This is a genomic window from Bacteroides reticulotermitis JCM 10512 (genome assembly GCF_000517545.1).
GTDB lineage: Bacteria > Bacteroidota > Bacteroidia > Bacteroidales > Bacteroidaceae > Bacteroides > Bacteroides reticulotermitis.
This window is the reverse complement of sequence record NZ_BAIV01000001.1, coordinates 152,525-178,112: the sequence shown is the minus strand read 5'-3', so window position 1 is coordinate 178,112 and position 25,588 is coordinate 152,525. Positions and strand designations below refer to the sequence as shown.

Below are 25,588 nucleotides of genomic sequence, written 5' to 3'. Positions count from 1 at the left end.
CTCTTTTTTTTTCTTTCATAAAATAATAATTAATTTGTTAAACATACGGGTTCATTAAATCAAAGTATACTTCATTACAAACCTGTCCTAAAATAGTAGAGAAATCTCCACAATATGAATCACCACATTTTGGATTTCGCAACACTTTTGCAAAACATCCTCCTCCACATAATAATGTGTATTTACATCTATTGCACCCAGCAATACTACTAATATTTCTCTCTTGCCAACGAGCAGCATTTTCATTCCATTTCAAATCAGCTCTATTATATGTACCAATAGAATGCTCTTTTTTCCCAACTAATTCTAGGCATGTATAAATATTGCCTAAAGGGTCAAATACATAATTTGAATAGTGGGAATCGCAATGGCAAGAGGAAAGTGGTATCGATTTTTTACTTTCTATAGCATTGTAAAGTCTATTATACAATGTGTAATTGTGCTTAACTTTATGATCTTTATTTTTAAACACTTCAAAAAAATCATCATAGGTACCGGATAAACTGATTTCATTGTTATATGTTTCTGGATTAAAATTAACTTCCCCCCCCAAATAAGCAGCATACACCATAAAACTATCATATAAATAAAAGCCCTTCTCCCGAAAATACTTATCAAGTTTTACTACTTCTCCTACATTTGTATTATCTATATTAATTCTTACAATAATTGAAATCCCTTTTCTCAATGACATCTCTATATTATTAATAATTACATCAAAAGATCCGATTTCAGTAACATGTACTCGCCTACTATCATGAACATATTTACTCCCATCAATAGTCACTTGAACCACACCAATAGCATCAGTGGATAATAACTCTTCATAATATACTAAATCATATCCATTACTTGTTGCAGAGAATTTGAATCCACGTTCTTTTCCTTTTTTAATAATGTATTTAATCCGATCCTTATTTTCTTTTAAAAGGGGTTCTCCTCCAAATAGATCGATGGTTCTTCTCCATAGCTCTTCATCGGGTTCAATTTTAGGGATCATTTCAAAAAAATGATCAACCATTTTTTCAGAAATAACGAAGGATGGATATTTCATAACACTTTCTTGCTCATAACAATAAGGACATTTGAAATTACAGTTATAAGTAACTAATAAGGTAAATGTTTTTCGACAAAAGGAATTTCTTTTACCTAATACATCTGCAAGCTTCCTCACATAAGCTATTTCTTCTTCTCGATTTTTATTGGTAATATATCCTCTCTTCTGAAGTGTTTGAATTGTTTCGAAAGATAAATCTGTCCTCTGAGATACTGATTCTATTTTTTTAGCAATCCTTCTGTTATGATATCAACAGCTCCCGTATAACCATGAATCAACATATATCTCCCATCTTTTAGTTTTACAGGTATTATATACGATGATGCTCTTGCGTGTTTCATAGTGTTTAAGTATTTAATTTAAAATAAAATCTCAAATAATTACATTGGCAAATGTATGTGTTTTTATTATATATATAAAAAAAAGAACCTGTTTTAGGCGAATATACCAAATAGTTGTGTAGAATGAACAATTATTCCTCCTCTTCAAAGAGCTGATTTACAAAAAGGAAGACTTTCTAGTTCCTTTTATACGGAATAGATGACCTCCAGTTAATTTGTATCTTCATAAGAAAGCTGATTCGAATCTGCTCAACAATTAATTCTTTAACATCGAAGTATCTTTTAAAATATCTATAACAGAAAACATGATATAGTTCACATACTTATTACCAAACCTCCCATGCATGCTAATAACATAGATTACGATTTGTGGAAATTGGTGTTCCCTTACTTTAAAATCCGATTATTTCAAAGATAAAAAAGCACCCCAAAACATTTGTAGATCTTAATACATCAAATAAAAAGCTAACTGATGGCTTCCCAAAGAAGCTTCATATATGTGGAATAACAAATCCCCTTTCACAATAGCTAGCATCTGCCATATAACCTAAAGGTTATATATAAGGCTTCCAGTAAGCGCACAAGACTTCCTTTTGTTTATTACAGATGGCACTTACAATCTTGAAGTTGGGCAGGGATTGCGAAGAATCGGCTCATAACAGAGAAGTTAGTATAGATATTACTAATCAGATTCTTGATCTATTTGGCATCAAAAAAAGGGTCTAAAACTTCAAAAGCATTAAGCTAGGTTGCCTCCTACAGAAAAAGCCTTCCTTTGTCTCTTTTAAACCAAAAGAGTGATCAAGGAAGTAAAAGGAATCTCGGTACAGTTTCTCAATTCACATGTTTTGCGTTTTTCTGGTAACTCTTGTAAAATTCGAACTTCCTTGAAGTCATTGTTGGTTCCAATTCGAATATCTTTTGGAAGAGTTTTTCTCCTTCAAGGTTGGTAACCCGTATTAATGGATATTCTCTAAAGAGACTAAAGTCCCAATCAACTCATAAGAATAAGTCGGGATTAATTTTCATATTACTATATTTATAATCTTAACTCCGTCAGCCTTTTTACGAACCCAAGCAAGGTACAGGCTTCTAGTCTTCTTTTCGCCCCAATTGAGCGAAATACATAAAAAGCGAATAAGATGTAAGATACTTTCGAATAAAATTAGAAAGGCAAAGGACCATCTCCTCCCGGTGCTCCAAACGGATTGTTCGATTGAGGTATAAAATCCGGTTCGGGTGGAGGTACGGAACCAGATGAATCGGTATTAACCTTCGACCCTAACATAGCTCCATTCGAATCTCCCGGCATCGGAATAACCATATCATCTTCCGGATTGGAGAAACGAGTAAACTCCCCTTTAAATCGAAGTAACACCTCTCCTACTGCACCATTACGATGTTTGGCAATAACAATTTCTGCCATACCACGCAGGTCATTTCCCCGGTCATCTTGAAATATTTTGTAATACTCGGGACGGTGAATAAAGCACACCATATCGGCATCCTGCTCGATAGCTCCCGATTCACGAAGGTCACTTAATTGAGGACGCTTACCATCAATCCCCTCGCGGCTTTCAACTCCACGATTCAACTGCGACAACGCAATAATCGGTATATTTAATTCCTTCGCCAAGCCTTTCAAAGAACGAGAAATGGTACTCACCTCTTCCTGGCGGCTACCAAAAGCCATTCCGCTTGCATTCATCAACTGAAGGTAGTCAATAATAACCATGCGAACCCCATGCTCCCGCACCAAACGACGGGCCTTGGTGCGAAGCTCAAACACAGAAAGTGAAGGAGTATCGTCGATATACAAAGGAGCGTCTAATAAATCTTTTAATTTATAATCCAACTGTTGCCATTCGTAGGTTTGCAACTGTCCACTCTTAATCTTGTCACTGGGTATCTCACATACATTCGAAATCAAACGATTCACCAACTGTACGTTACTCATTTCAAGCGAGAATAGAGCTACCGGATTCCGATAGTTAACCGCAATATTCTTCGCCATTGAAAGTACAAATGCGGTTTTTCCCATTGCCGGACGAGCAGCGATAATAATAAGGTCGGAATTCTGCCATCCGGAAGTCATCTGATCAAGCTTGTTATACCCACTTTCAAGACCGCTCAAGCCATCTGCACGAGCTGCCGCCTTTTGGATTAACTTATAAGCTTCATCAACCACAGGATTGATCTGTGTATAGTCTTTTTTAAGATTTTGTTGTGAAATGTCGAATAACTTACCTTCGGCTTCTTGCATCAAATCATCTACGTCCAGCGTTTCATCAAAGGCTTTACTCTGTATATTGCTGGTGAAAGTAATTAGTTCACGAGCCAAGGATTTCTGTGCAATGATACGGGCGTGATATTCTATATGAGCCGAAGAAGCAACCTTACTACTCAATTGAGTAATGTAAAAAGGGCCTCCTACTTCTTCAAGTTCTCCCCGCTTGCTTAATTGTTCCTTTACCGTAAGAATATCTACAGGTTTTTGATTTACGGAGAGGTCAGTAATCGCAGAATAAATCAACTGATGCCGATGCTCATAGAAAGATTCCGGACGAAGTATTTCACTAACTAGCGAATAAGCATCTTTCTCAATCATCAGAGCACCCAGAACCGCTTCTTCCAATTCTAGCGCTTGTGGTTGGATACGCCCATAGTCATTCACTGGTTGTACTTTTGTCTTCGTATTACGGGTATTTCTTTTTTGCTCGGCCATTCTTAATTTATTAACTATTTAATATTCTCCCTTTATCTCTTCAACAAATTCAATCGTACATGAAAGGGATGACAAAGATAGAATATTATAATGAGGATTAAATAAAGAAAAATGAAGATTTTGCTAACTTTGTCGCGGATAAATAGTTTTTCTAAATTAGCAACTTATAAATCGTAAACAAAAGATGATTACTTTTCCAAATGCCAAAATCAATTTGGGACTATACATAACCGGCAAGCGACCGGACGGATACCACAATCTAGAGACTGTTTTTTATCCCGTTCCGCTGGAAGATGCTCTTGAAATCAGAACACTTCCCAATGCTGACTCTAAATTTTTGTTATATCAATACGGCATACAGATAAATGGTACTGCCGGAGAAAATCTGGCAGTTAAAGCCTATCTACTGTTAGATAAACTATTTCATCTTCCTCCTATTGAGATTCATCTATACAAACATATCCCTTCCGGCGCAGGAATGGAGGTGGCTCATCGGATGCGGCTTTCATGCTTAAACTGCTCAACAAACACTTTCAACTAGATTTATCAGAGAATCAGCTAGAAACATATGCCAGCGAATTAGGAGCTGATTGCGCTTTTTTTATAAAAAACGCTCCAACTCTTGCCAAAGGCATAGGCAATCAGTTTTCTCCAATAAACCTTTCGCTCCAAGGCTATGTGATTAGAGTTGTCAAGCCGAATATTTTCGTTTCTACCCGAGACGCGTTCGCACATATCTGCCCACGAACTCCTCAACATGCCTTAGAAGAGGTTATCAACCTTCCCGTAAGTACCTGGAAAAAAATGCTAAGCAATGACTTTGAGGAAAGCGTATTTCCCTTACATCCGGAGATCGGAGAGATAAAAGAAACACTATACAAACAAGGGGCGATCTATGCTTCTATGAGCGGTTCGGGTTCTTCCGTATATGGACTTTTCGCTCCCGGGACTACTTTGCCAACTAGTGACTTTGGTTCAGATTCTTTCGTCTTTGACGGAAAGCTATAATTCTTGTCTATCGAGTAATGCCAATAAATTTTCTCCGGGACGGTAGACGTGATTCATCTCCTCTATCAAAATCTGGAATAAAGATTCACAATCACTCAGCACGCGTGTATTAAGCATGGTTCTCAATTCCTTCCAGCGTCCCGACAAGGCTTGTAATTCATCACCGAGCAACGTGTTTACCTCTAAAAAAGCGAACATAGCTTCTATTCGTCTATGAAGCAACCCATACGCTTGTAACCAAGCATCGTTTCGCATAATATTGTCCACCCTATCTTTCAGTGATTCTCCTTCAGGCCTCCCCAAGGTTTCTTCTGCCATCGAATAAGCTTCCAAGGTTCCGACCTGCTGAAACTCATTCGATTGTTCGATATTCCTACGTTTTATGTAGTCAGTAAGCTTTTGAGAGGAAGAGATTAACTCTTGCTCCAACCACTCTAAATCCTCCATCGAACAAACTTGTGTTTCTCCAATCCGTTGATTTAACTTCATAAAGCGATTTAAAACGGTTTTACTTGTAATACCTAACTTCTGTTGTAATTCCAAGATCTGACTCATACGCTCATTGGCATTATCAAATCGCATTTCTAATTTTCCCTTCTTGTCAGAATGACCACGCTTCAGAACAGTTTTCATTATCAATGATACCCCAACTTTGTCTTCCATATTTCCCCTATTTTAACTTTTACATATACACACACTTGGCATACTTTGATTCCCATTCGTTCGCAAAGGTAATAAAAATATCTAAAAAATATACAATTCGAATTATGTTTGGAAGCATAATCAGCCGCGTATATTCATAATAATACTCGGTGAAACGACCCACATCGTAACACCGAGTATACAAAACTTTTAAAAAGAGAACTCTTGCTTATATCTTTAAAGGATAATTACAATATAAGTATATTCACATATGCATATATTGTACAAGAGTTTAATGAAAAAACTATTAAAAAGATTATAGGCTTATTGAATACCTCTTTCGCGAAGTTTCAATTGCCAATTCCAAGCTGAACGCAAAGTCTCTTCAATTGAAGTCTCTGCTTTCCAGCCCAATTCATTATTTGCGAACTCTGGATTCGCCCATACTTTTTCAATATCACCGGAGCGACGAGCTACAATCTGGTAATTCAATTTCACACCAGTTGCTTTCTCAAACGCGTTTATCAATTCCAACACTGATAAGCCGCATCCTGTACCAATATTGAACACTTCAACTTTCTCTTTCTGCTTTTTATTTAAGATACGATTGATAGCTACAACATGAGCCTTAGCCAAGTCGACTACATTGATAAAATCACGAATACATGATCCATCAGGTGTATCATAATCATCACCGAAAACGCTCAACTTCTCGCGAATTCCAATGGCTGTCTGCGTAAGATATGGAATCAGGTTTTGAGGAACACCATTCGGTAACTCTCCTAGCAATGTACTTGGATGCGCACCAATTGGATTAAAGTAGCGCAATAAGATAGCCGCTATGGGCGAGCCTGAAGCTACAGTATCATGAATAATCTCCTCGTTAATCTGTTTGGTATTACCATAAGGAGATTCAGCTGTTTTTATCGGAGCATTCTCTGTAACCGGAAGCTCATCGGGTTGACCATAAACAGTGCAAGACGAAGAGAATACAATACCTCCGATTTCATGTTTAGGCATTAACTCTAGCAAATTAATTAAAGAAACCAGATTATTACGATAATAGAGCAAAGGTTTCTGGACAGATTCACCAACAGCTTTGCTGGCTGCAAAATGAATAATCGCTTTAATTCCTTTGTATTTAGTAAATACGGCATCGAGTCCTTCGTAATCAAGGCAATCCAATTTCTCAAAGGCGGGACGAATACCTGATACCTTTTCAATATTGTCGACTACATCAGCACTTGAATTAGATAGATTATCGATGATAATTACTTCGTAGCCATTATTTTGTAACTCTACTACGGTATGAGAACCAATATATCCGGTTCCACCCGTTACTAAGATTTTTTCTTTCATATTTATAAGTATATTAGTTTTTCGGCTTTTAATCTGCTTTGATCTGGCAAAATTATAGAAATAAAATGAGAACTCAATGATTTAAGTTGTTTTTTTGCAACATTTAATTTTACAAGAAAAGAGACAAAAAAGCCAGGGTGAGAGCATTCACTTATTGTATTTCTGTAAGCCATCATCCTTTACCTTATAATTAAGGAGAACTTTGCTTTTAGACAACGCCAGAAAAGCCCATAAATGCCATAGCCAGTAAGCCTGCAGTAATTAAAGCAATTGGAGTCCCCTCCATGCCTTTAGGTACTTTGACCAAACTCATCTGTTCGCGAAGTCCGGCAAAAAGCACAAGCGCAAGTCCAAATCCCAGTGCTGTAGAAAAAGCATAGACCACACCGGTCAATAAATCGAACTCCTTTTGAATAACCAAAATAGCTACACCCAGGATGCAACAATTTGTGGTAATAAGAGGCAAGAATACCCCCAATGCCTGATACAAAGCGGGGGAAACCTTTTTAAGTATTATTTCGACCATCTGTACTAAAGCTGCGATAACCAAAATAAATGTAATGGTCTGTAAATAACCCAAACCAAACGCATCAAGCACATATTTCTGAATTAAAAAGGTCACAATCGTAGCTATAGTGAGTACAAAAGCTACTGCCGCACTCATGCCGATGGCTGTTTCTATTTTTTTAGAAACGCCCAGGAATGGACATATACCCAGAAACTGTGAAAGTACTATATTATTTACAAATATTGCTGATATGAAGATCAATATGTATTCCATATTCTTTTAATTTACAGTTGATTATTCGGCTTTCTTCAAGCTATTTATTAAAGCGATCAGGTATCCCAAAGCAATAAAGGCTCCCGGAGCCAAAACAAAGATCAACATACCATATTCTTCCGGTAAGATCGTATAGTCAAATATTCTCCCGGTACCCAAAAACTCACGAACGGCTCCCAGTAAAGTAAGAGCAATCGTAAATCCAAGTCCCATTCCTAAACCATCAAACATCGAAGCTAAGGCATTATTTTTGGCAGCAAAAGCTTCAGCACGCCCCAGTACAATACAATTCACAACAATTAAAGGAATAAAAAGTCCCAGTGTTGCATACAATTCAGGCACATAAGCTTGCATAACCATCTGCAACAAGGTCACAAACGACGCAATTATAACGATAAAAGAAGGGATGCGCACCATATCGGGAATCAGATTCTTAACCAGTGAGATCACCACATTGGAACAAATCAGCACAAACATGGTTGCCAATCCCATCCCCATCCCATTAAGGGCGGATGAAGTCGTTCCCAGTGTCGGACACATTCCCAGCAGGAGCACGAATATTGGATTCTCTTTGACAATCCCATTCATCAAACTTTAAAGTTATTCATAGCCTTCTCCTTTTTCTTATTTAGCACTGACAGAATCAGTAAGTTCTACTTTAATTGAGGCTCCAGTTACAGTATTTACTTCACCTCCCTCTTCTTTCTTATCAGACTTATAAGCCTTATATGCTGCATTTACCGCATTTAAAAAAGAGCGAGACGTAATTGTAGAAGCAGTAATTGCATCCACCTGCCCACCATCTTTATTTACCTTCAAAGGAGTTTCACCCGGATTCATCCCCAAGATTGATTTAGTATCTTCTTTATGTGCAACAGCTTTCTCTCCCTTAATCGGATCATAGGCTCCGAACCACTTATCAGCTTTTGAGCCCAGCCCCGGCGTTTCCACATGAGATAATAAGGCGTAGTTATAGATAACCCCCGCAACATCAAAGCCGACAAGGACAATCATTTCTCCTCCAAAGCCCATAGATTTAGCCTCTACAGCCGCTCCGACTTGCTTATCTCCCTTTTTTGCCTGATATATGATAAAATCTACGCTTTTCTTTCCATCCTTCTCGCTGAATAAAGTATCGCTTTCGGCTACCGGATTGTTTGTAAACTCCGGAAGAACCTTTTTCAGCGCTTCATTTAATATCTTCGCATTAGCTTCGGCAATGGGTTCTTGAGTCAATTTATTTACATAAGCCAATAAAGCAACAGAGAGCACGGTCACACCTGTAAGCACCAATAGCATATTTTTTAAAGACGATTCGAGCTTTTTCATTTTTTCTTTGCCACCTCCCCAAAGCGTTTTGGTTTACAATAGGTGTTGATAAGCGGCGTAAAGGCATTCATTATCAGAATAGCGAACGATACTCCTTCGGGATAATTTCCGAATAAACGGATGACAACCGTAAGCATTCCGATACAGACACCATAAATAAGCATCCCCTTCCTCGTCATGGGGGAGGTCACATAATCAGTTGCCATAAAAATAGCACCTAACATCACGCCTCCGGTAAGCAATTGTACAATTGGAGATACATACAGAGCCGGATTCGTTAAATGCATAATACCGGAAAAAACAAAAACGGTAACTAAAATAGAAATAGGTATATGCCAAGTAATTATTTTCTTCCACAGCATATAGGCAAGTCCCAGCAACAAAGCCAATGCACTGATCTCACCCAAACTCCCCACTCCCAATGCGGAAGAGTTCGAAAAGCCAAAAAGCAAACTAAAACTGTCGGGCAATTCGGTAAGCACCGAAGGATTGGCGGTCTTAATAGCCTCTTTCATTACAGCTAAAGGAGTTGCTCCGGTTTGCGCATCGATATAAGACATTAACTGACCGGCTTGCGGCCAACTAGTCATCTGTACCGGAAAAGAAAGTAATAGAAAAACGCGTCCCGCCAAGGCCGGATTAAATGGATTACAGCCTAAACCACCAAAGGACATTTTTGCCACACCAATAGCAAACAAGGCACCTAAGATAATAATCCAGACAGGTAAATTGGAAGGTAAATTAAAAGCGAGCAATACCCCGGTAATGATAGCAGATCCATCGAAAATCGTGGTTACCGGTTTCTTCATCAGAAATCGCCCGATCGCCCACTCGAAAAAGACACAAGCAGCAACGGAAGTAGCTGTTACAATGAGAGCACCTATACCAAAGGCAGCCAATGACATTAGAAAGGCAGGTATAAGTGCAATAAGCACACCATACATGTTTTTTTGCACGCTGTCTCCGCTATGGATATGAGGCGACAAAGATATGATTAATTTATTTTCCATACTCATTATGATTTAGCTTGGCGAACACGAATTCTAATGCCTACCTCGCGCTTACCCAAACGGCAGTAATCCAACAGCGGACGATTAGTCGGACAAGTGAACTGACAAGATCCACACTCAATACAGTCCATTATCTCTTCCTTTTCCATTCTTTCAAAATCTCCATTTTCGGACAAGGCAGAAAGAAGATAAGGTTCTAAGCCCATCGGACAAACAGTCACACACTTGGCACAACGAATACAAGTCCGTACTTCACCGCGTCTCGCATCCTTCCGGTTCATAAGCAACACCCCGGAGCTCCCTTTGGTTACCGGTACATCAACATGAGCCAACGCCTTTCCCATCATCGGGCCGCCGCTTATCACTTTGCCGGAATCTTCAGGCAATCCACCGCAAGCTTTAACTAATTGGCTTATGGGTGTACCGACACGAGCTAAAAAATTAGCAGGCTTCTCTAATGATTTTCCGGTCACAGTAACAACCCGTTCGAATAAAGGCTTATTTTTCTGCACAGCCTGATACACCGCAAAGACTGTCGCTACATTTTGCACAACAGTTCCAACAGAAACAGGCAAAGACCCACTGGCTACTTGACGCTTTGTAATAGCATTGATCAACTGCTTCTCACTTCCTTGTGGATATTTCACTTTTAAAGCAACCACTTCAATGCCTGCATACCGGCTGGCTTCTTTTGTCATAACCTTAATAGCGTCAGGTTTATTAGCCTCAATTCCAATGAATGCTTTATTTACCTTAACAGCTTTCATCAAAATAGAAACTCCTACTAGAATTTCTTCAGCATGTTCCAACATCAGTTGATGGTCAGCTGTCAAATAAGGTTCGCATTCAACAGCATTTATGATAAGACATTCCACCTTAAAGGAGGTGGGAGGGGTTAGTTTTATGTGCGTGGGGAAGCACGCACCACCCAAACCGACAACACCTGCCTCGGCTATTTTCTTTCTTATTTCATCTGAAGATAAACTGCAATCTTTTACTAATTCTACACTACGATCTATTTTTTCGTCCCATTCATCGCCTTCAACATCAATGAATATTGCAGGCTTTGCATAACCACTAGCGTCAACAACCGCATCAATCTTCGCTACTTTCCCGCTAACCGAAGCGTGAATTGCTGCCGAGACAAAGCCAACGGGATCAGCTATTCTCGTACCCACCTTTACGACATCACCTTTTGCCACAATTGGTTTGGCAGGAGCACCAATATGCTGACTCAACATAATCACAGCTTGTCTAGGTGTTTCTGCTTCAATTATAGCTGATGTGCCGACAACTTATCTTCATGTGGGTGAATACCACCAATTGAAAAGGTCTTTAACATATAAATTCTATAATTTATTCTATTACTTGTGTTCTAATATAAAAGCTTCAGCTTATACCTCCGCCACCTTCTGTTTTCGAACCGGAAAGTTTACTTCTATAATTGTATTTTGAGGGCATACTTCCACACATTTTCTACATAACTTGCATAGATTCGGATCAATATAAGCTAAATTATTCTCCAAGGTTATGGCTTCAAACTCACAAGCTTTCACACATTTCCCACAGCCAATACAACTCACTGAACATGCTTTACGAGCTACAGCTCCTTTATCTTGATTCACGCAGGAAACATATATCCGACGTGACTTCTTACCTACAGGACGTAGTTCAATGATCGACTTCGGACAAGCTTTGACACACGCTCCACAAGAAGTACATCTAGCCTCTTCCACTTCTGGCAAACCGGTTTCCGAGTTCAAATGAATAGCATCAAAGAGACAGGCTACAACACAATCACCACATCCCAGACAACCATAGCTACATCCGGTTTCGCCTCCATAAAGTGAAGCAGCAATAGCGCAACTCTTCACGCCATCATAGTGATTTAAGCGAGGACGGTTAACGCAAGTTCCATTACATCGCACAACAGCAACCGTTGGGTCCGATACTTCTGCTGTCAGACCTAAAATGTCTGCAATCTGAAGCATCAATGTTTGTCCTCCTACCGGACAATACTTTCCTTCCAACGATTCCCCTTTAACACAAGCATCCGCAAATCCTGTACAACCCGGATAACCGCATCCACCGCAATTAGCCTGAGGCAATACTTCGGCTATCTGAGCAATACGCGGATCTTCATATACCGCAAACTTCTTGGAAGCAGCATATAATATAACAGCCGAGACAAGCGCTATGGCCCCCAATGAAATGACTGCAAGCAGAATCATATTCATATCGTTAATTGCTTAATTGGTGTGATAGTAAAGGCTAATCTGTATTTCAAGCGATCTCTTTGGAGCCAAAGAAGATAATAGTAAGGAATAAGAATTCCCAATGAAAACACGCCTGCATAAAGTTCATTCCCCATCCATATCATGAATATAAATAAGGTAGCAATTAAAAGAACGAAAGGCAGCACAAAAGCTAGTAGTAGTGCCACCATCCCCATAAAAGTTTCTCCCTCAATCATCACTTGTTCTCCAACTTGATAAGAAGAGGCATCTTTATCGATGACATCGACAAACTTCTCCTTACCACCTGTTGAAGTACAAAAACCTTTAGCTGAACAAGTTGCACAAGCTGTGGCTTGAAGTATTTTCACCTTTATATGAACCCCTTCGATATTATCCACAACGCCTAAATGTTTTATTGTATTAGCCATTTTGTAATCCTCATGTTAAAGTCTTCAGACAAAAATAAGAATTTTTCATGACTTTTTCTGTTTTCCTCTTATAAATTCCATACAATTATGAGTTATTTTGCATTTCTCACAACCAATACTACTAGTATTATTATTCGGAAGCATATGCAATAGGTATAAAACGCAAGAATCCTATAGAACTCAAATCGCATACGAATCCATACCACGCGGAAATACAATAAAAAATGTGCAGATACTGCCTTTATATCAAAGAGCAGATCTGCACATTCACTAAATATCGAACCGATAGAGAAGCTTCAATCGTACCGTTCAGGTCTCGATCGTTTGTCTACCATTTATAATTAATACCAAAGCTAAGCAACTCCTTCACCTGGAAGTAGCTAGTGCCTTCAGTCGGTTTAGCGCTGTCATCGAAGCGGGCGTGTACATATAACTTCGTAGAAAGATAGCGATTCAACACAAAGTTGAGCGTATTTTCCCATTCTACGCGAACCCATTCGTAATTGGTCAGGTAATTTAAACGAGACTCTAAAGTAACGGAAGATATAATTGTCCAATTCAACGTGGGCTGTAATTGGGAACCAAAGTCATTCTTCGAACTTTTACCTTTTTCAAGTCCGAAACTAACTTCATTCACTTCACTATTACCTACGTAACGCATGTTATAAGTCAATGGAGCCATAAAGACTGAGAGTTTCATATTTTTCTTATTCAGTTTATAATCCATACCGACACTGACTGCTAAGTCCGCCGGGGCAAGGAAAGCTGATACCAGTTTTTCATTATTGGCTTTGTATCCATGACAGAACTGCGTCTTAAATTCAGAAGAAATGGTATAGTACCAGTTCTTAAGTGCACGCAACCCAAGTTTGTTCGTAATACGAAGTTGGTCGGTAGTAATTAAATAATCATGATATTTATCCGATGGTGTAGAACCCATTCCGAGTTTGGCTTCCAATTGATTTTCGAACAATATTTTTTCATTATCATTGTAATTGGCATACAGTTGCAAAGTAGCCATTCCGGAATAGTTACTTTCCCCCCCTTTATACCAGTTGTCGGAAAGGTGATTCTGACTGATCTGCAAAGAACCGTTACCACCGGTTATCCACCAGTTGGGTCTATGAAGTTTCATCTTCGCCGAACCGACATTGTCATTCATTTCTTCCGGCTTGAAAAGATTCACGACTGCAGCTTTTGGAGATATCTTAGGCTTCACATCAGCCCGAAAGACTTCACGACTCATTATTCGGTCTTCAGTAGTAACAAGTAACTGAGGCTTCTTCAAATAAAGATCCATCAAAGCATTATTCACTTGTTTGTTTACCCGATTCAAACGAGTTAATTCCCGCGAATCATAAGTCAACAAGTCTTTTGCAAAATCGGATTTCTTATCTTGTTGAAATGTCCAATCCAATTTAGAGTATTGTGCTATTGGCGCATAATAATAGGCAAGAGGAGTAAATAAGCGGTAGTAATAAGGATCCGATGGTATATAACGAGCAGGAACAGCCGGATCGTTCAAGTATTCCAACTGAGCTATGTATTTATTATATAAAAATGATACAGTATCCAATTCAAAAGTATTCCCTACTGGCTTAAGCTTCAACATCAAATAAGGTTGCAGTTCGGCCGGAAGTGTATCGTTTTTCACTACCTGCCCACGCGCAACAACCGAAGAGGAATTCCTTGCATTTTGCCCCCAAACCGAAGAAATAAGAGAAAAGGAAAATGCTGTTAGTAAAATGACTTTAATCTTCATAACATCCCAAATTTGGGGCAAATTTACATTAAATAGTTCAAAAAACATAGCATTCTTTCAAAATTGCATTTTTTAATAAATTTGTTCTGACGAAACCCTATAATGTTCCCCTTTTTTTATAATTTTGCGGTTTTTAAGTTCAGTATACTACTAGATAAACAATAATTTAAACAGTTATAGCTGTGGGAGAAACAAAGTATATTTTTGTCACCGGTGGTGTGGCTTCTTCACTAGGAAAAGGCATTATCGCATCATCTATCGGTAAATTGCTGCAAGCAAGGGGTTATAATGTAACCATCCAGAAGTTTGACCCGTATATCAATATCGACCCGGGGACGCTAAATCCTTACGAACACGGAGAGTGTTACGTAACCATCGACGGCCATGAAGCCGACTTGGATCTAGGACACTATGAACGCTTTTTGGGAATACAAACGACAAAAGCTAACAACATTACAACAGGACGCATTTACAAAAGTGTAATTGATAAGGAACGTCGTGGAGACTATTTGGGTAAGACTATCCAGATAATCCCTCATATCACGGATGAGATCAAGCGAAATGTAAAACTTTTAGGCAGTAAGAATAAATTCGATTTTGTTATTACTGAAATTGGAGGTACAGTAGGAGATATTGAATCGCTCCCCTATCTCGAAAGTATTCGTCAGTTGAAATGGGAACTAGGCAAGAATGCATTATGCGTTCATCTAACCTATGTACCTTATCTCGCGGCTGCCGGTGAGTTGAAGACCAAGCCGACACAGCACTCTGTTAAGGAGTTGCAAAGTGTAGGTATTCAACCAGACATTTTGGTTTTACGCACGGAACATCCTTTAAATGACGGGTTGAGAAAGAAAGTTGCCTTGTTTTGCAATGTGGACGAGAAAGCAGTAGTACAATCTATTGACGCACCGACAATCTACGAAGTTCCGATCCTCATGCAAGCGCAAGATCTGGATACCACCATTCTCCAGAAAATGGGATTGCCGATTGGAGAAACTCCGGGACTCGATCCTTGGCGTAAATTTATTGAGCGCCGCCATGCAGCCGAGAAGAAAGAGGCTGTTAACATTGCTTGGTAGGAAAATATGATTTACAAGATGCTTATAAGTCTATACGCGAAGCTTTATCACAAGCCGGAACATACAACGACCGCAAAGTTGAAGTACATTTTGTGAATAGCGAGAAGTTGACTGATGAGAATGTAGCCGAAGCACTAAAAGGCATGACTGGAGTCGTGATTGGGCCGGGATTCGGTCAGCGTGGCATTGAAGGTAAATTTGTAGCCATCAAATATACGCGTACACACAATGTACCGACCTTTGGTATCTGCTTAGGAATGCAATGCATAGCCATCGAATTTGCCCGTAACGTGTTAGGATATGCAGATGCCAATTCTCGCGAAATGGATGAAAAGACTCCTCATAATGTAATAGACATTATGGAAGAACAGAAGTCAATCACCAATATGGGAGGAACAATGCGTTTGGGTGCTTACGAATGTGTATTGCAAAAAGGTTCAAAAGTATTTGAAGCCTATGGAAAAGAGCACATCCAAGAACGTCATCGTCACCGTTATGAATTCAATAACGACTATAAAGCTCAATACGAAGCCGCAGGGATGAAATGTGTGGGTATTAATCCGGAATCAGACTTGGTCGAGATCGTAGAGATTCCTGCCTTGAAGTGGTTTGTAGGTACGCAGTTCCATCCGGAATATAGCAGTACCGTACTAGACCCTCATCCTCTGTTTGTTGCTTTTGTAAAGGCAGTCATCAAAAATGAAAAAGATATCAATGCCTAACCAATGCATTTAATCTTAATTGCAATAAGTAATAACAAGTAATTTATAACTAAAAAAGAATGGATAAAAATACCATCACAGGTCTCGTTTTAATAGGAGTATTATTGGTAGCATTCAGTTTTCTGAGTCGTCCAAGCGAGGAGCAACAAGCTGCATGGGATCACTATAGAGATTCTGTCGCTTTGGTTCAACAACAGGAAGCAGCGCTGAAAGCTAAAACGGAAGCTGCCTTGGCTAGTAATGAAAATAATGCATTAACTAGTGATAGTTCTTCATTATTCTTTAACGCCATTCACGGAACTGACTCTCTGATCAGCATCCAAAACAATGTAGCGGAAATCACCTTTGCAACTAGAGGCGGACGCGTATTTTCGGCAACTTTAAAGGATTACAAAGCTCAGGACAAGAAGACTCCTATCGTGCTATTCCACGATGATGACGCTTCCATGTGCTTTAATTTCTATAACAAAGAAGGAGCTATTCAGACTAAAGACTTTTATTTCAACGCGGTAAACAAGACAGATAGTAGCGTTACTATGCGTTTATCCGTAGACAGCGACAGCTACATAGACTTCATCTACACATTGAAGCCGGATAGCTACCTGATGAGCTTTGAAATCAAAGCTACAGGCATGGCTGACAAACTGGCCAATACAAATTATGTAGATATTGAATGGTCGCAACGCGCACGTCAGTTGGAGAAAGGATTTACCTATGAAAATCGCCTGGCAGAATTGACCTATAAAATCAAAGGAGATAAAGTAGACAACTTATCAGCAGCCAAAGACGACGAAAAAGAGTTGGGTGGTGCAACGATTGACTGGGTTGCTTTCAAAAATCAATTCTTCTCTTCCGTACTTATTGCCGAGCAAGATTTCAAGAAGGTATCGGTAAAATCGAAGATGGAACAGCAAGGAAGTGGTTACATCAAAGACTACGCTTCCGAAATGAGCACTTTCTTTGACCCTACCGGTAAACAACCTACCAAGATGTTCTTCTACTACGGACCGAATCACTATAAGACGCTGAAAGCGTTGGATAAAGGCCGTTCCGAAAAATTGGAACTTTCCAGACTTGTTTACTTGGGATGGCCACTGATTCGTTGGATCAACCAATTCGTTACGATTAATGTGTTCGACTGGTTATCCGGTTGGGGATTGAGCATGGGTATCGTCTTGCTGATCTTGACTATCATGGTAAAGATACTCGTTTATCCGGCTACGTGGAAGACGTACATGTCGTCCGCTAAGATGAGGGTATTGAAACCTCGAATAGATGAGATCAATCAGAAGTATCCGAAGCAGGAAGATGCGATGAAAAAGCAGCAGGAGGTGATGTCGCTTTACAGCCAATATGGGGTCAGTCCTATGGGAGGTTGTTTACCGATGCTCTTGCAGTTCCCTATCCTGATGGCGTTATTTATGTTCGTTCCTAGTGCTATCGAGCTTCGCCAGGAAAGTTTCTTATGGGCGGATGACCTTTCTACATACGATGCAATTGTAACGTTCCCATTCCATATTCCATTCTTAGGTAATCACCTTAGCTTGTTCTGCTTATTAATGACTGTTACTAACGTTCTGAACACCAAGTATACCATGTCAATGCAGGACACGGGCGCACAACCTCAAATGGCTGCCATGAAGTGGATGATGTATCTGATGCCTGTTATGTTCTTGTTTGTGCTGAACGATTATCCGTCCGGCTTGAACTATTATTACTTCGTATCAACGTTGATCAGTGTAGGTACAATGATCTTACTTCGCCGAACTACTAATGAAGAAAAGTTGTTATCTATTTTGGAAGCGAAAAAGAAAGATCCAAAGCAGATGAAGAAAACCGGATTCGCTGCTCGCCTAGAGGCAATGCAAAAGCAACAGGAACAATTGACAAAGGAGCGTCAACAGAGAAATAAACGCTAGAGACCCCTAAGACAATGAATACTAGAAAGCCGAGCAACCCAACACAGGTTTGCCCGGCTTTCTTTCGCTAAACAATAATTCGATTGAATGAAAACAAAATATACATATAGACAAATTTGGACTATCGCCTACCCCATCCTGATCAGCTTGGTTATGGAACAATTAATAGGGATGACCGATACCGCCTTTCTCGGACGAGTAGGCGAAATAGAATTAGGGGCATCCGCAATTGCCGGGGTTTACTACCTGGCAATATTCATGATGGCATTCGGTTTCAGTATAGGAGCTCAGATTCTCATTGCGCGTCGCAATGGGGAGGGAAACTATAAAGCAATCGGCCCCATCTTTTATCAGGGAGTCTATTTTCTTTTGGTTGTAGCTGCAGTGCTATTTACGCTTTCCCACCTCTTTTCACCTCACATTTTAAAAAGTATCGTAGCTTCTCCACATGTTTGTGATGCCGCTTCGAAGTTCATTGAATGGAGAGTTTATGGCTTTTTCTTCTCCTTTATCATGGTTATGTTTCGGGCTTTTTTTGTGGGAACAACACAAACCAAAACCTTGACTCTGAACTCGGTGATAATGGTTCTTTCCAATGTGGTATTCAACTATATTCTGGTCTTCGGTAAGTTTGGATTCCCCCAATTGGGTATAGCCGGTGCCGCCATCGGTTCTTCGCTGGCTGAGATGATCTCGGTAATCTTCTTTATTATTTATACCTGGAAACGAGTGGACTGCAAGAAATACGCACTAAACATTTTGCCTGGATTCCGTAGCAAGATATTGAAACGCATGCTGAATGTTTCGGTATGGACGATGATACAGAACTTCGTATCCTTGTCAACCTGGTTCATGTTCTTCTTGTTTGTTGAGCACTTAGGCGAACGTTCGCTGGCTATCGCAAACATTATCCGTAACGTTTCGGGCATCCCATTCATGATAACCATGGCTTTCGCAGCAACCTGCGGCTCACTTATCAGTAACCTGATCGGTGCGGGAGAGAAAGAGTATGTACTAGGAACCATCCGGCAACATGTACGAATCGCATTTCTATTTGTAATCCCCGTACTCGCTCTCTTCTGCCTCTTCCCGCACTTAGTCATGAGTATCTATACCGATATGCCCGATCTGAAAGAGGCGTCAATTCCTTCGCTTTGGGTACTTTGTTCCGCTTACCTGCTTCTGATTCCTGCCAATGTGTATTTTCAGGCTGTTTCGGGAACAGGAAACACGCGCACCGCATTGGGGCTGGAGCTCAGTGCACTGGTTATTTATGTAGTCTACTGCATCTATTTCATTCTTTACTTACGTGTTGACATCGCATTTTGTTGGACTACAGAGATTGTATATGCCACTTTTATGCTATTCTTCTCGTACTGGTATATGAAAAAAGGAAACTGGCAGAAAAAAGTGATATAAATTCTTTTTTTAGTATCTTCGCAAAAAACAAATTAGTTATAAGATGAGACAAGTAAATCTATTCATTATGTCGACAGCAATGTTGTTAGCCTCCTGTGGCGGGGCGAAAGACGCGAGCAAGTCCGACCAGGTGCTTATCCAAAAATCGAATATTCAGATTGAAGGAAAGCGCATGACTCCCGAAGCCTTATGGGCTATGGGACGTATAGGCGGATTAGCAGTATCTCCCGATGGTAAAAAGATAGTGTATACCGTTGCATACTACAGTGTGCCGGAAAATAAAAGCAACCGCGAAGTGTTTGTGATGAACGCCGACGGCAGTGATAACCAACAAATAACACAGACAACCTTTCAGGAGAATGAAGTAAGCTGGATAAAAGGCGGTAGTAAACTAGCCTTCCTCAGCAACGATAACGGCAGTAGCCAGCTTTATGAAATGAATCCGGATGGTAGTGAGCGCAAACAGCTGACTAACTACGAGGGTGATATCGAAGGTTATTCCATCTCGCCGGATGGCAAAAAGATCTTATTCATCTCGCAAGTTAAAACCAGACAAAGCACAGCGGATAAATATCCCGACCTCCCCAAAGCTTCTGGTATCATTGTAACCGACCTGATGTACAAACATTGGATGAATGGGTAACAGGTGCTCCTCATCCGTTTGTAGCCGATTTTGATGGTAAAGGCATTTCCAATGTAATCGACCTCCTAGATGGACAACCTTATGAAAGCCCGATGAGACCGTGGGGCGGCATTGAACAACTGGCTTGGAATACAACTTCGGACAAGATTTCTTATACCAGTCGCAAAAAGACAGGACTCGCATATGCAACCTCTACCAACTCGGATATCTATGTTTATGACCTGAAAACGAAAGAAACAAAGAATATCACCGAAGAGAATAAAGGATATGACACCAATCCGCAATACTCTCCGGATGGCAAGTATATCGCTTGGCAGAGCATGGAAAGAGATGGTTATGAAGCCGATTTGAATCGGTTGTTTATCATGAACCTCGAAACCGGAGAGAAACGGTTCGTAAGCAAGGCCTTTGAATCGAACGTAGACGCGTTTGTATGGAGTGCCGACGCGCAAACGATTTACTTTACCGGAGTTTGGCATGGAGAGTCGCACATCTATGCGCTAAACCTTGCTAATGATTCCGTTAAAGCGATTACTTCGGGCGTGTATGACTATGAGTCTGCGGCATTATTCGGCGACAAGCTGATTGCGAAACGTCACTCGATGAGTATGGGCGACGAAATTTATGCAGTAGCACTTGATGGAACTGCCACACAACTGACATTCGAGAACAAAGCGATTTATGATCAATTGGAGATGGGTAAAGTGGAGTCTCGTTGGATGACCACCACCGATGGCAAACAAATGTTGACATGGGTTATTTATCCTCCGCATTTCGATCCGAACAAGAAATACCCTACCCTACTGTTTTGTGAAGGAGGTCCTCAAAGTCCGGTAAGTCAATTCTGGTCTTATCGTTGGAACTTCCAGATAATGGCTGCTAACGATTATATTATCGTTGCGCCCAACCGACGCGGACTACCCGGTTTTGGTGTAGAATGGAATGAGCAGATCAGTGGCGACTATGGTGGCCAATGCATGAAAGACTATTTCACAGCGATTGACGAAATGGCTAAAGAGCCGTATGTAGACAAAGATCATTTAGGTTGTGTAGGAGCCAGTTTCGGAGGATTCTCTGTTTATTGGTTAGCCGGTCAGCACAACAAGCGATTTAAAGCATTCATTGCTCATGACGGCATCTTCAATATGGAAATGCAATACCTGGAAACGGAAGAGAAATGGTTTGCCAACTGGGATATGGGCGGTGCCTATTGGGAAAAGCAAAATCCTGTAGCGCAACGTACCTTTGCCAACTCTCCTCACCGCTTTGTTGACAAGTGGGATACTCCGATTCTTTGCATTCACGGCGAAAAGGATTACAGAATATTGGCTAATCAGGCAATGGCTGCTTTTGATGCGGCAATCTTGCGTGGCATACCTGCCGAACTGCTGATCTATCCGGACGAGAACCACTGGGTGTTGAAACCGCAAAATGGTATTTTATGGCAACGTACCTTCTTCGAATGGTTGGACAAATGGTTGAAACCAGAAGCCAACCTTCCGAAATAGGTTACCATAATAAAGATAAGAAGCCGTCTCATTTCAGTTTGGGGCGGCTTTTCTTTTGTCCGAAACCGAAGCATCGGACACGAAGAGAGCACTTTGCACAATGATACAACACTCTTATGACTAAATCACTTTTTCGCATATCATTCAGTATATCAATCAATTGCAATGCGCCTTCTTTTTCTGGATCATTTTATTCCGATAGGCGATAGCCATTTTTTCCTTCCTCAAAAAACAGAGTACTCAATTCAGCAACCAAGTCTTTTCTTAAACCGCATTGTGCGCAACTATTCGTAGATTTAAACAGTCTTTTTTCAGGTTTATTTCCTTCTATTTCCTGTTTCACATTATGTGCGACAGGTGTTCCACATCATGTGCGACGCCTGTCCCACAATATGTGAGTCAGCTGTTCCACATTATGTGGAACACGAAATATAATGGCAAAAAACACCTTTTACGAGTTATTTACTACTAGCTGGCGGGAGATTTTTGCCAAGTAGATAGCTCTCGGAAATCGGTATTATCTATTGAGTAGATCAGTCAAAGAAAAGTAGACGCAATATATCAAATTATCAATCAGCAGTTTACGGCAAAATGTGACTATGACATGAAAGTGTTGTATCATTGTGCCACTTGCTTAAATTGCGTGTTTTACCGGTTAATTAGTTTGTAGAGCAGCCTCTCTCGATTTCGGGCTGATCTGAGTTAAGGAAACCTCTTATTCTTGAATAGATTAACGAAGAGTTATGTATAGTCCCCATACTTTTGCAAGGGGATCGGATGATAAATAACTCAAAAGATATGAGAGATACCTCAAAAAGTATGAGAGATGGGTCAAAAAGAGGCGAAAAATAGGAAGAAAAGATGAGAGATAGGTCTTTTTTAGTTTATCTCTCATTCAAGACATCTCTGTATTTCAACGTATTACCTCAAAAGAATGAGACCATGAGAGTAATATTATTTTTTCTTCTTGTAGAGAGAGGAGATTGAAGTCTCAAATGTTAAAAAAAGGGTGGAAAAGCAGTCACAGACTTCCAACTTTGTTCGTGAGAACACAGAAATTTGCCTTCAAAAAGATCAGGTCGATTCCAATAAAAGATCAGGTTGAATTCAGTGAAAGATCAGGTTGATTTTTAAAAAGAACCTGATCTTTTTAATTGAGACCAAAGAAGTACTCCTCCGATTGACTGAGCCTAAAGTCAGCTTGTAGTTTCGACAATTTATCATGGTTCGCCGCTAAAAGTATAGGAACTAAGCATAAGTCGTATCAGCCGATAAAGAAAGGATGATGTCATCACTTCCCTTATCGGTCAGGTCATTTTTTGCATTGAATAGCTTTACTGCTGTATGGAATAATCTGCCGCGCAGAAGTTTAAGTCAACAAGGTGTGTGTCTCTTTAGATATTTGCAAGCCATACCACGCTCCTCTCAACTCATATTGCTGCCCCGTATTTACGTCAACCAACACCAAATAAAAGGTTATACTACAACTGCTACCCGTTCGTTCAGTTATCTTTTTCAAAGTGGAGTGACCAGGAACTACAATTTCTTCTTGTCCCCTAGACCTCGGATCGAGTATTTCATAAGTTGTACCGAAAACTAAAGGAACTTCCGATCCTCCATCCGAAAATGTACCATCTGCATGGAGGGTAGGAACACGGATCGTTAGTTCGCCAAGATTCTCTGCTTTTGGTAAACTACCTGTATACAAACTGAATAAAGAGGTTTCTAGAGTCGAATTCTCCCATTGATTTAGATAAGTAGTAGGGACATCGGTCTTGTTTTCGATTCCCACAGAGGGTTCTCCTATCTCTTTCACTGGTTTTACCCAATCCATTTCTTCTTTTACAAAATCACAAGAAACAACCTTTAATATGGTCGGAGTAAGAGGAGTGCTATCAGCATCGTCACTACACGCAGTAAACAGGGTAAAGATACCCAATAAAAAAACAGCATATTCTTCATAATACATAGTGTTTAGTGTTAGCTTTACTATTTGTACCGACTAAATATACTGTTTTTTCTACGAATAAAACAAAAATATGTTTTATTTTTATCTTCTTTTAAACTTAGAGCAGGAACTAGCCACGCTTCCAAACATGTTCAATTTCAACGATATAAATTTCATGAAAGCCGCCATGAGAACCGTCATACCATTTTGCCAACGATTCTTTGTCTAAAAAAAGTTCCGGCTTTATCATATCTGTGTATAATTTCTTGCACTCCAGGCTTAAGCGGGACTGTTCAAAGAGCACACTTCCCTGTTCAGTAAAGACAGGAACCAATCCGGTTGCCTTTACTTTATCTATATCGCGTCCGGATTTGGAGCCGCAAACGGCATGAATCTTCTTATTTTCTTCACCCAAAAAAGAAAGAGTCAGGCGATCGCTTTGTTCGACAAACTCATGCGTATATCTTTCGGGGCGGATAAAAACAAAAGCAACCGGTTTATTCCATAGCCAGCCAATACCACCCCAATTAGCTGTCATTGTATTGAATTTATCTTTATCACCGGCTGTCACCAACATCCACTCTTTGCTAATAGCTTCAAAAAAGTTATCGGACAAATCTTTAATCTCTACCTTCTTCATTGCATTATTCTCCTTCTGATTTATAATTGTTATTTCTGCCTGTTCAGCTTTACTATTTCGCCCAACAGCGGTATCTCCACGCGAATCTTTTTTCTCTTTGCCTCTTCGGCAAATACCTCAGGCGGGTCATGCAGGGGCTCATCGGACAAATCAAAGGTTCCGTAATGCATCGGGATAGTAAGTCCCGCTTGCATTTCTTCGGCCGCAATTAATGATTCCTGAGGCGATATGTGGTTGGGACGCATAAACCAACGGGGTTTGTATGCGCCAATTCCCAATAGAGCGTAATCCGGCGATCCAAACAAATCGGGTATTTCCCGAAAATGACTCGCATATCCCGTATCACCACTATAATAAAGAGAAATACCATTTGCTTGCAGCATGAAAGCTCCCCATAAACGCTGTCCCCCATCACGCACAGAGCGTTTGCTCCAGTGCTGAGCCGGCAGAAAAGTTATTTTCAACGCTTCGTCTTCAAGTTGTTGATACCATCCCGCTTCCACCATCTCTATGTCTGGAAACCAACTTGCCACCAATTCACCCGTGCCTAGTCCGCAGAATAATTTCATTTGAGGATTATTCTTCAACAACCGTCCTACGCTCTGTTTATCCAGATGATCAAAATGGTCGTGGCTGATCAACAAATAATCGATATTTGTAAAGATGTCGGGATTGGCAGGAAAATTACTCTTCCTACGCACAAAAGGAATACTTCCAAAAACCGGATCGAACATGATTCTTTTACCTCCGAGTTGAAGAAAAAAGGAATTATGCCCTAACCAAATCAAGGAATCACCTACGACTGCATCCAACGAGCGAAGATAATGCACCTTCGGATCCCATTTTACCGTTTTCTTTTCCTTTCGCTGCGGATTAGGCGACAGACGCCATTTCAATACATTACCCATACCCGGACGGAAACGATGCTGTCTGTTAAAATAACGTCCACGCACCATCGGATTCCCTCGCCAATAGGGATTAACCGTTGCCAGTCGTTCGTTTCTCCTGAAACATATATGTTCACCCAT

15 protein-coding genes and 5 pseudogenes are annotated in these 25,588 nt (G+C 40.2%); 5 read left to right on the top strand and 15 right to left on the bottom strand.

Annotated elements, in window-relative coordinates; all coding sequences use genetic code 11:
- Positions 1 to 37 precede the first annotated feature (37 nt).
- Together JCM10512_RS00605 and dnaB are read right to left on the bottom strand one after the other, a co-directional pair.
- Positions 38 to 1,174, bottom strand: coding sequence for a radical SAM/SPASM domain-containing protein (locus JCM10512_RS00605; protein ID WP_148298210.1), 1,137 nt, complete (start codon positions 1,172 to 1,174; stop codon positions 38 to 40).
- Between the two features lie 1,389 nt (positions 1,175 to 2,563).
- The gene (gene dnaB, locus JCM10512_RS00600) at positions 2,564 to 4,123 is read right to left on the bottom strand and encodes a replicative DNA helicase (protein ID WP_044159366.1); all 1,560 of its coding nucleotides are present in this window, start codon (positions 4,121 to 4,123) and stop codon (positions 2,564 to 2,566) included.
- Between the two features lie 184 nt (positions 4,124 to 4,307).
- Between dnaB and ispE the strand changes: the two are divergent.
- Positions 4,308 to 5,131 (top strand): annotated as a pseudogene (ispE, locus tag JCM10512_RS00595) (4-(cytidine 5'-diphospho)-2-C-methyl-D-erythritol kinase).
- Here ispE and JCM10512_RS00590 read toward each other — a convergent pair.
- The 10 genes and pseudogenes from JCM10512_RS00590 to JCM10512_RS00545 all read right to left on the bottom strand — a co-directional run bounded on the left by JCM10512_RS00590 (position 5,126) and on the right by JCM10512_RS00545 (position 14,679).
- Positions 5,126 to 5,794: a hypothetical protein gene (locus JCM10512_RS00590; RefSeq protein ID WP_044159363.1), complete on the bottom strand. Its 669-nt coding sequence runs from the start codon at positions 5,792 to 5,794 to the stop codon at positions 5,126 to 5,128. The pseudogene ispE and the gene JCM10512_RS00590 sit on opposite strands and share 6 nt — an antisense overlap.
- 303 nt (positions 5,795 to 6,097) lie before the next feature.
- Positions 6,098 to 7,132: a UDP-glucose 4-epimerase GalE gene (galE, locus tag JCM10512_RS00585; protein WP_044159360.1), complete on the bottom strand. Its 1,035-nt coding sequence runs from the start codon at positions 7,130 to 7,132 to the stop codon at positions 6,098 to 6,100.
- A 208-nt stretch (positions 7,133 to 7,340) separates the two neighbouring features.
- The gene (gene rsxA / locus JCM10512_RS00580) at positions 7,341 to 7,913 is read right to left on the bottom strand and encodes an electron transport complex subunit RsxA (RefSeq protein WP_044159357.1); all 573 of its coding nucleotides are present in this window, start codon (positions 7,911 to 7,913) and stop codon (positions 7,341 to 7,343) included.
- Between the two features lie 21 nt (positions 7,914 to 7,934).
- A pseudogene (locus tag JCM10512_RS00575) lies at positions 7,935 to 8,521 on the bottom strand (RnfABCDGE type electron transport complex subunit E).
- 16 nt (positions 8,522 to 8,537) lie between these two features.
- Positions 8,538 to 9,242, bottom strand: coding sequence for an RnfABCDGE type electron transport complex subunit G (locus JCM10512_RS00570; protein ID WP_044159351.1), 705 nt, complete (start codon positions 9,240 to 9,242; stop codon positions 8,538 to 8,540).
- A complete protein-coding gene (locus JCM10512_RS00565) occupies positions 9,239 to 10,252 on the bottom strand; it encodes an RnfABCDGE type electron transport complex subunit D (protein ID WP_044159555.1) in 1,014 nt (337 codons plus the stop codon). Before JCM10512_RS00565 ends, JCM10512_RS00570 begins: the two co-directional genes overlap by 4 nt.
- A 5-nt stretch (positions 10,253 to 10,257) precedes the next feature.
- Positions 10,258 to 11,594 (bottom strand): annotated as a pseudogene (gene rsxC, locus JCM10512_RS00560) (electron transport complex subunit RsxC).
- A 52-nt stretch (positions 11,595 to 11,646) separates the two neighbouring features.
- A complete protein-coding gene (locus tag JCM10512_RS00555) occupies positions 11,647 to 12,489 on the bottom strand; it encodes a Fe-S cluster domain-containing protein (RefSeq protein ID WP_044159349.1) in 843 nt (280 codons plus the stop codon).
- Positions 12,486 to 12,917, bottom strand: coding sequence for a SoxR reducing system RseC family protein (locus tag JCM10512_RS00550; protein ID WP_044159347.1), 432 nt, complete (start codon positions 12,915 to 12,917; stop codon positions 12,486 to 12,488). Before JCM10512_RS00550 ends, JCM10512_RS00555 begins: the two co-directional genes overlap by 4 nt.
- Positions 12,918 to 13,245: 328 nt before the next feature.
- The gene (locus JCM10512_RS00545; protein WP_081741185.1) at positions 13,246 to 14,679 is read right to left on the bottom strand and encodes a DUF3078 domain-containing protein; all 1,434 of its coding nucleotides are present in this window, start codon (positions 14,677 to 14,679) and stop codon (positions 13,246 to 13,248) included.
- Positions 14,680 to 14,861: 182 nt separating this feature from the next.
- Between JCM10512_RS00545 and pyrG the strand changes: the two are divergent.
- The 4 genes and pseudogenes from pyrG (at position 14,862) to dpp5 (ending at position 21,972) form a co-directional block, all read left to right on the top strand.
- A pseudogene (pyrG, locus tag JCM10512_RS00540) lies at positions 14,862 to 16,483 on the top strand (CTP synthase).
- Between the two features lie 59 nt (positions 16,484 to 16,542).
- Complete coding sequence (gene yidC / locus JCM10512_RS00535) at positions 16,543 to 18,402, top strand: membrane protein insertase YidC (protein WP_044159341.1); 1,860 nt, start codon at positions 16,543 to 16,545, stop codon at positions 18,400 to 18,402.
- 87 nt (positions 18,403 to 18,489) lie between these two features.
- On the top strand, positions 18,490 to 19,821 hold the full coding sequence (locus JCM10512_RS00530) for an MATE family efflux transporter (protein WP_044159338.1): 1,332 nt from the start codon (positions 18,490 to 18,492) through the stop codon (positions 19,819 to 19,821).
- A gap of 43 nt (positions 19,822 to 19,864) precedes the next feature.
- Positions 19,865 to 21,972, top strand: a pseudogene (gene dpp5 / locus JCM10512_RS00525) (dipeptidyl-peptidase Dpp5).
- Positions 21,973 to 23,341: 1,369 nt separating this feature from the next.
- On the opposite strand, the gene JCM10512_RS00520 reads toward dpp5, so the two are convergent.
- From JCM10512_RS00520 to JCM10512_RS00510, 3 genes are all read right to left on the bottom strand, one after another.
- Complete coding sequence (locus JCM10512_RS00520; protein ID WP_052517052.1) at positions 23,342 to 23,941, bottom strand: hypothetical protein; 600 nt, start codon at positions 23,939 to 23,941, stop codon at positions 23,342 to 23,344.
- 109 nt (positions 23,942 to 24,050) lie between these two features.
- Positions 24,051 to 24,560 carry a flavin reductase family protein gene (locus JCM10512_RS00515; RefSeq protein ID WP_044159336.1) on the bottom strand — a complete coding sequence of 170 codons (510 nt, stop codon included), beginning with the start codon at positions 24,558 to 24,560 and terminating at the stop codon, positions 24,051 to 24,053.
- Positions 24,561 to 24,589: 29 nt separating this feature from the next.
- On the bottom strand, positions 24,590 to 25,588 hold the full coding sequence (locus JCM10512_RS00510; RefSeq protein WP_044159333.1) for an MBL fold metallo-hydrolase: 999 nt from the start codon (positions 25,586 to 25,588) through the stop codon (positions 24,590 to 24,592).

Coding starts and splice junctions, on each gene's coding strand:
- JCM10512_RS00510 (WP_044159333.1), bottom strand. CDS start 25,588: ATGGGTGAACATATATGTTTCAGGAGAAACGAACGACTGGCAACGGTT.
- JCM10512_RS00590 (WP_044159363.1), bottom strand. CDS start 5,794: ATGGAAGACAAAGTTGGGGTATCATTGATAATGAAAACTGTTCTGAAG.
- JCM10512_RS00545 (WP_081741185.1), bottom strand. CDS start 14,679: ATGAAGATTAAAGTCATTTTACTAACAGCATTTTCCTTTTCTCTTATT.
- JCM10512_RS00565 (WP_044159555.1), bottom strand. CDS start 10,252: ATGGAAAATAAATTAATCATATCTTTGTCGCCTCATATCCATAGCGGA.
- JCM10512_RS00530 (WP_044159338.1), top strand. CDS start 18,490: ATGAAAACAAAATATACATATAGACAAATTTGGACTATCGCCTACCCC.
- JCM10512_RS00520 (WP_052517052.1), bottom strand. CDS start 23,941: ATGTATTATGAAGAATATGCTGTTTTTTTATTGGGTATCTTTACCCTG.
- JCM10512_RS00550 (WP_044159347.1), bottom strand. CDS start 12,917: ATGGCTAATACAATAAAACATTTAGGCGTTGTGGATAATATCGAAGGG.
- rsxA (WP_044159357.1), bottom strand. CDS start 7,913: ATGGAATACATATTGATCTTCATATCAGCAATATTTGTAAATAATATA.
- JCM10512_RS00570 (WP_044159351.1), bottom strand. CDS start 9,242: ATGAAAAAGCTCGAATCGTCTTTAAAAAATATGCTATTGGTGCTTACA.
- galE (WP_044159360.1), bottom strand. CDS start 7,132: ATGAAAGAAAAAATCTTAGTAACGGGTGGAACCGGATATATTGGTTCT.
- JCM10512_RS00515 (WP_044159336.1), bottom strand. CDS start 24,560: ATGAAGAAGGTAGAGATTAAAGATTTGTCCGATAACTTTTTTGAAGCT.
- JCM10512_RS00555 (WP_044159349.1), bottom strand. CDS start 12,489: ATGAATATGATTCTGCTTGCAGTCATTTCATTGGGGGCCATAGCGCTT.
- dnaB (WP_044159366.1), bottom strand. CDS start 4,123: ATGGCCGAGCAAAAAAGAAATACCCGTAATACGAAGACAAAAGTACAA.
- yidC (WP_044159341.1), top strand. CDS start 16,543: ATGGATAAAAATACCATCACAGGTCTCGTTTTAATAGGAGTATTATTG.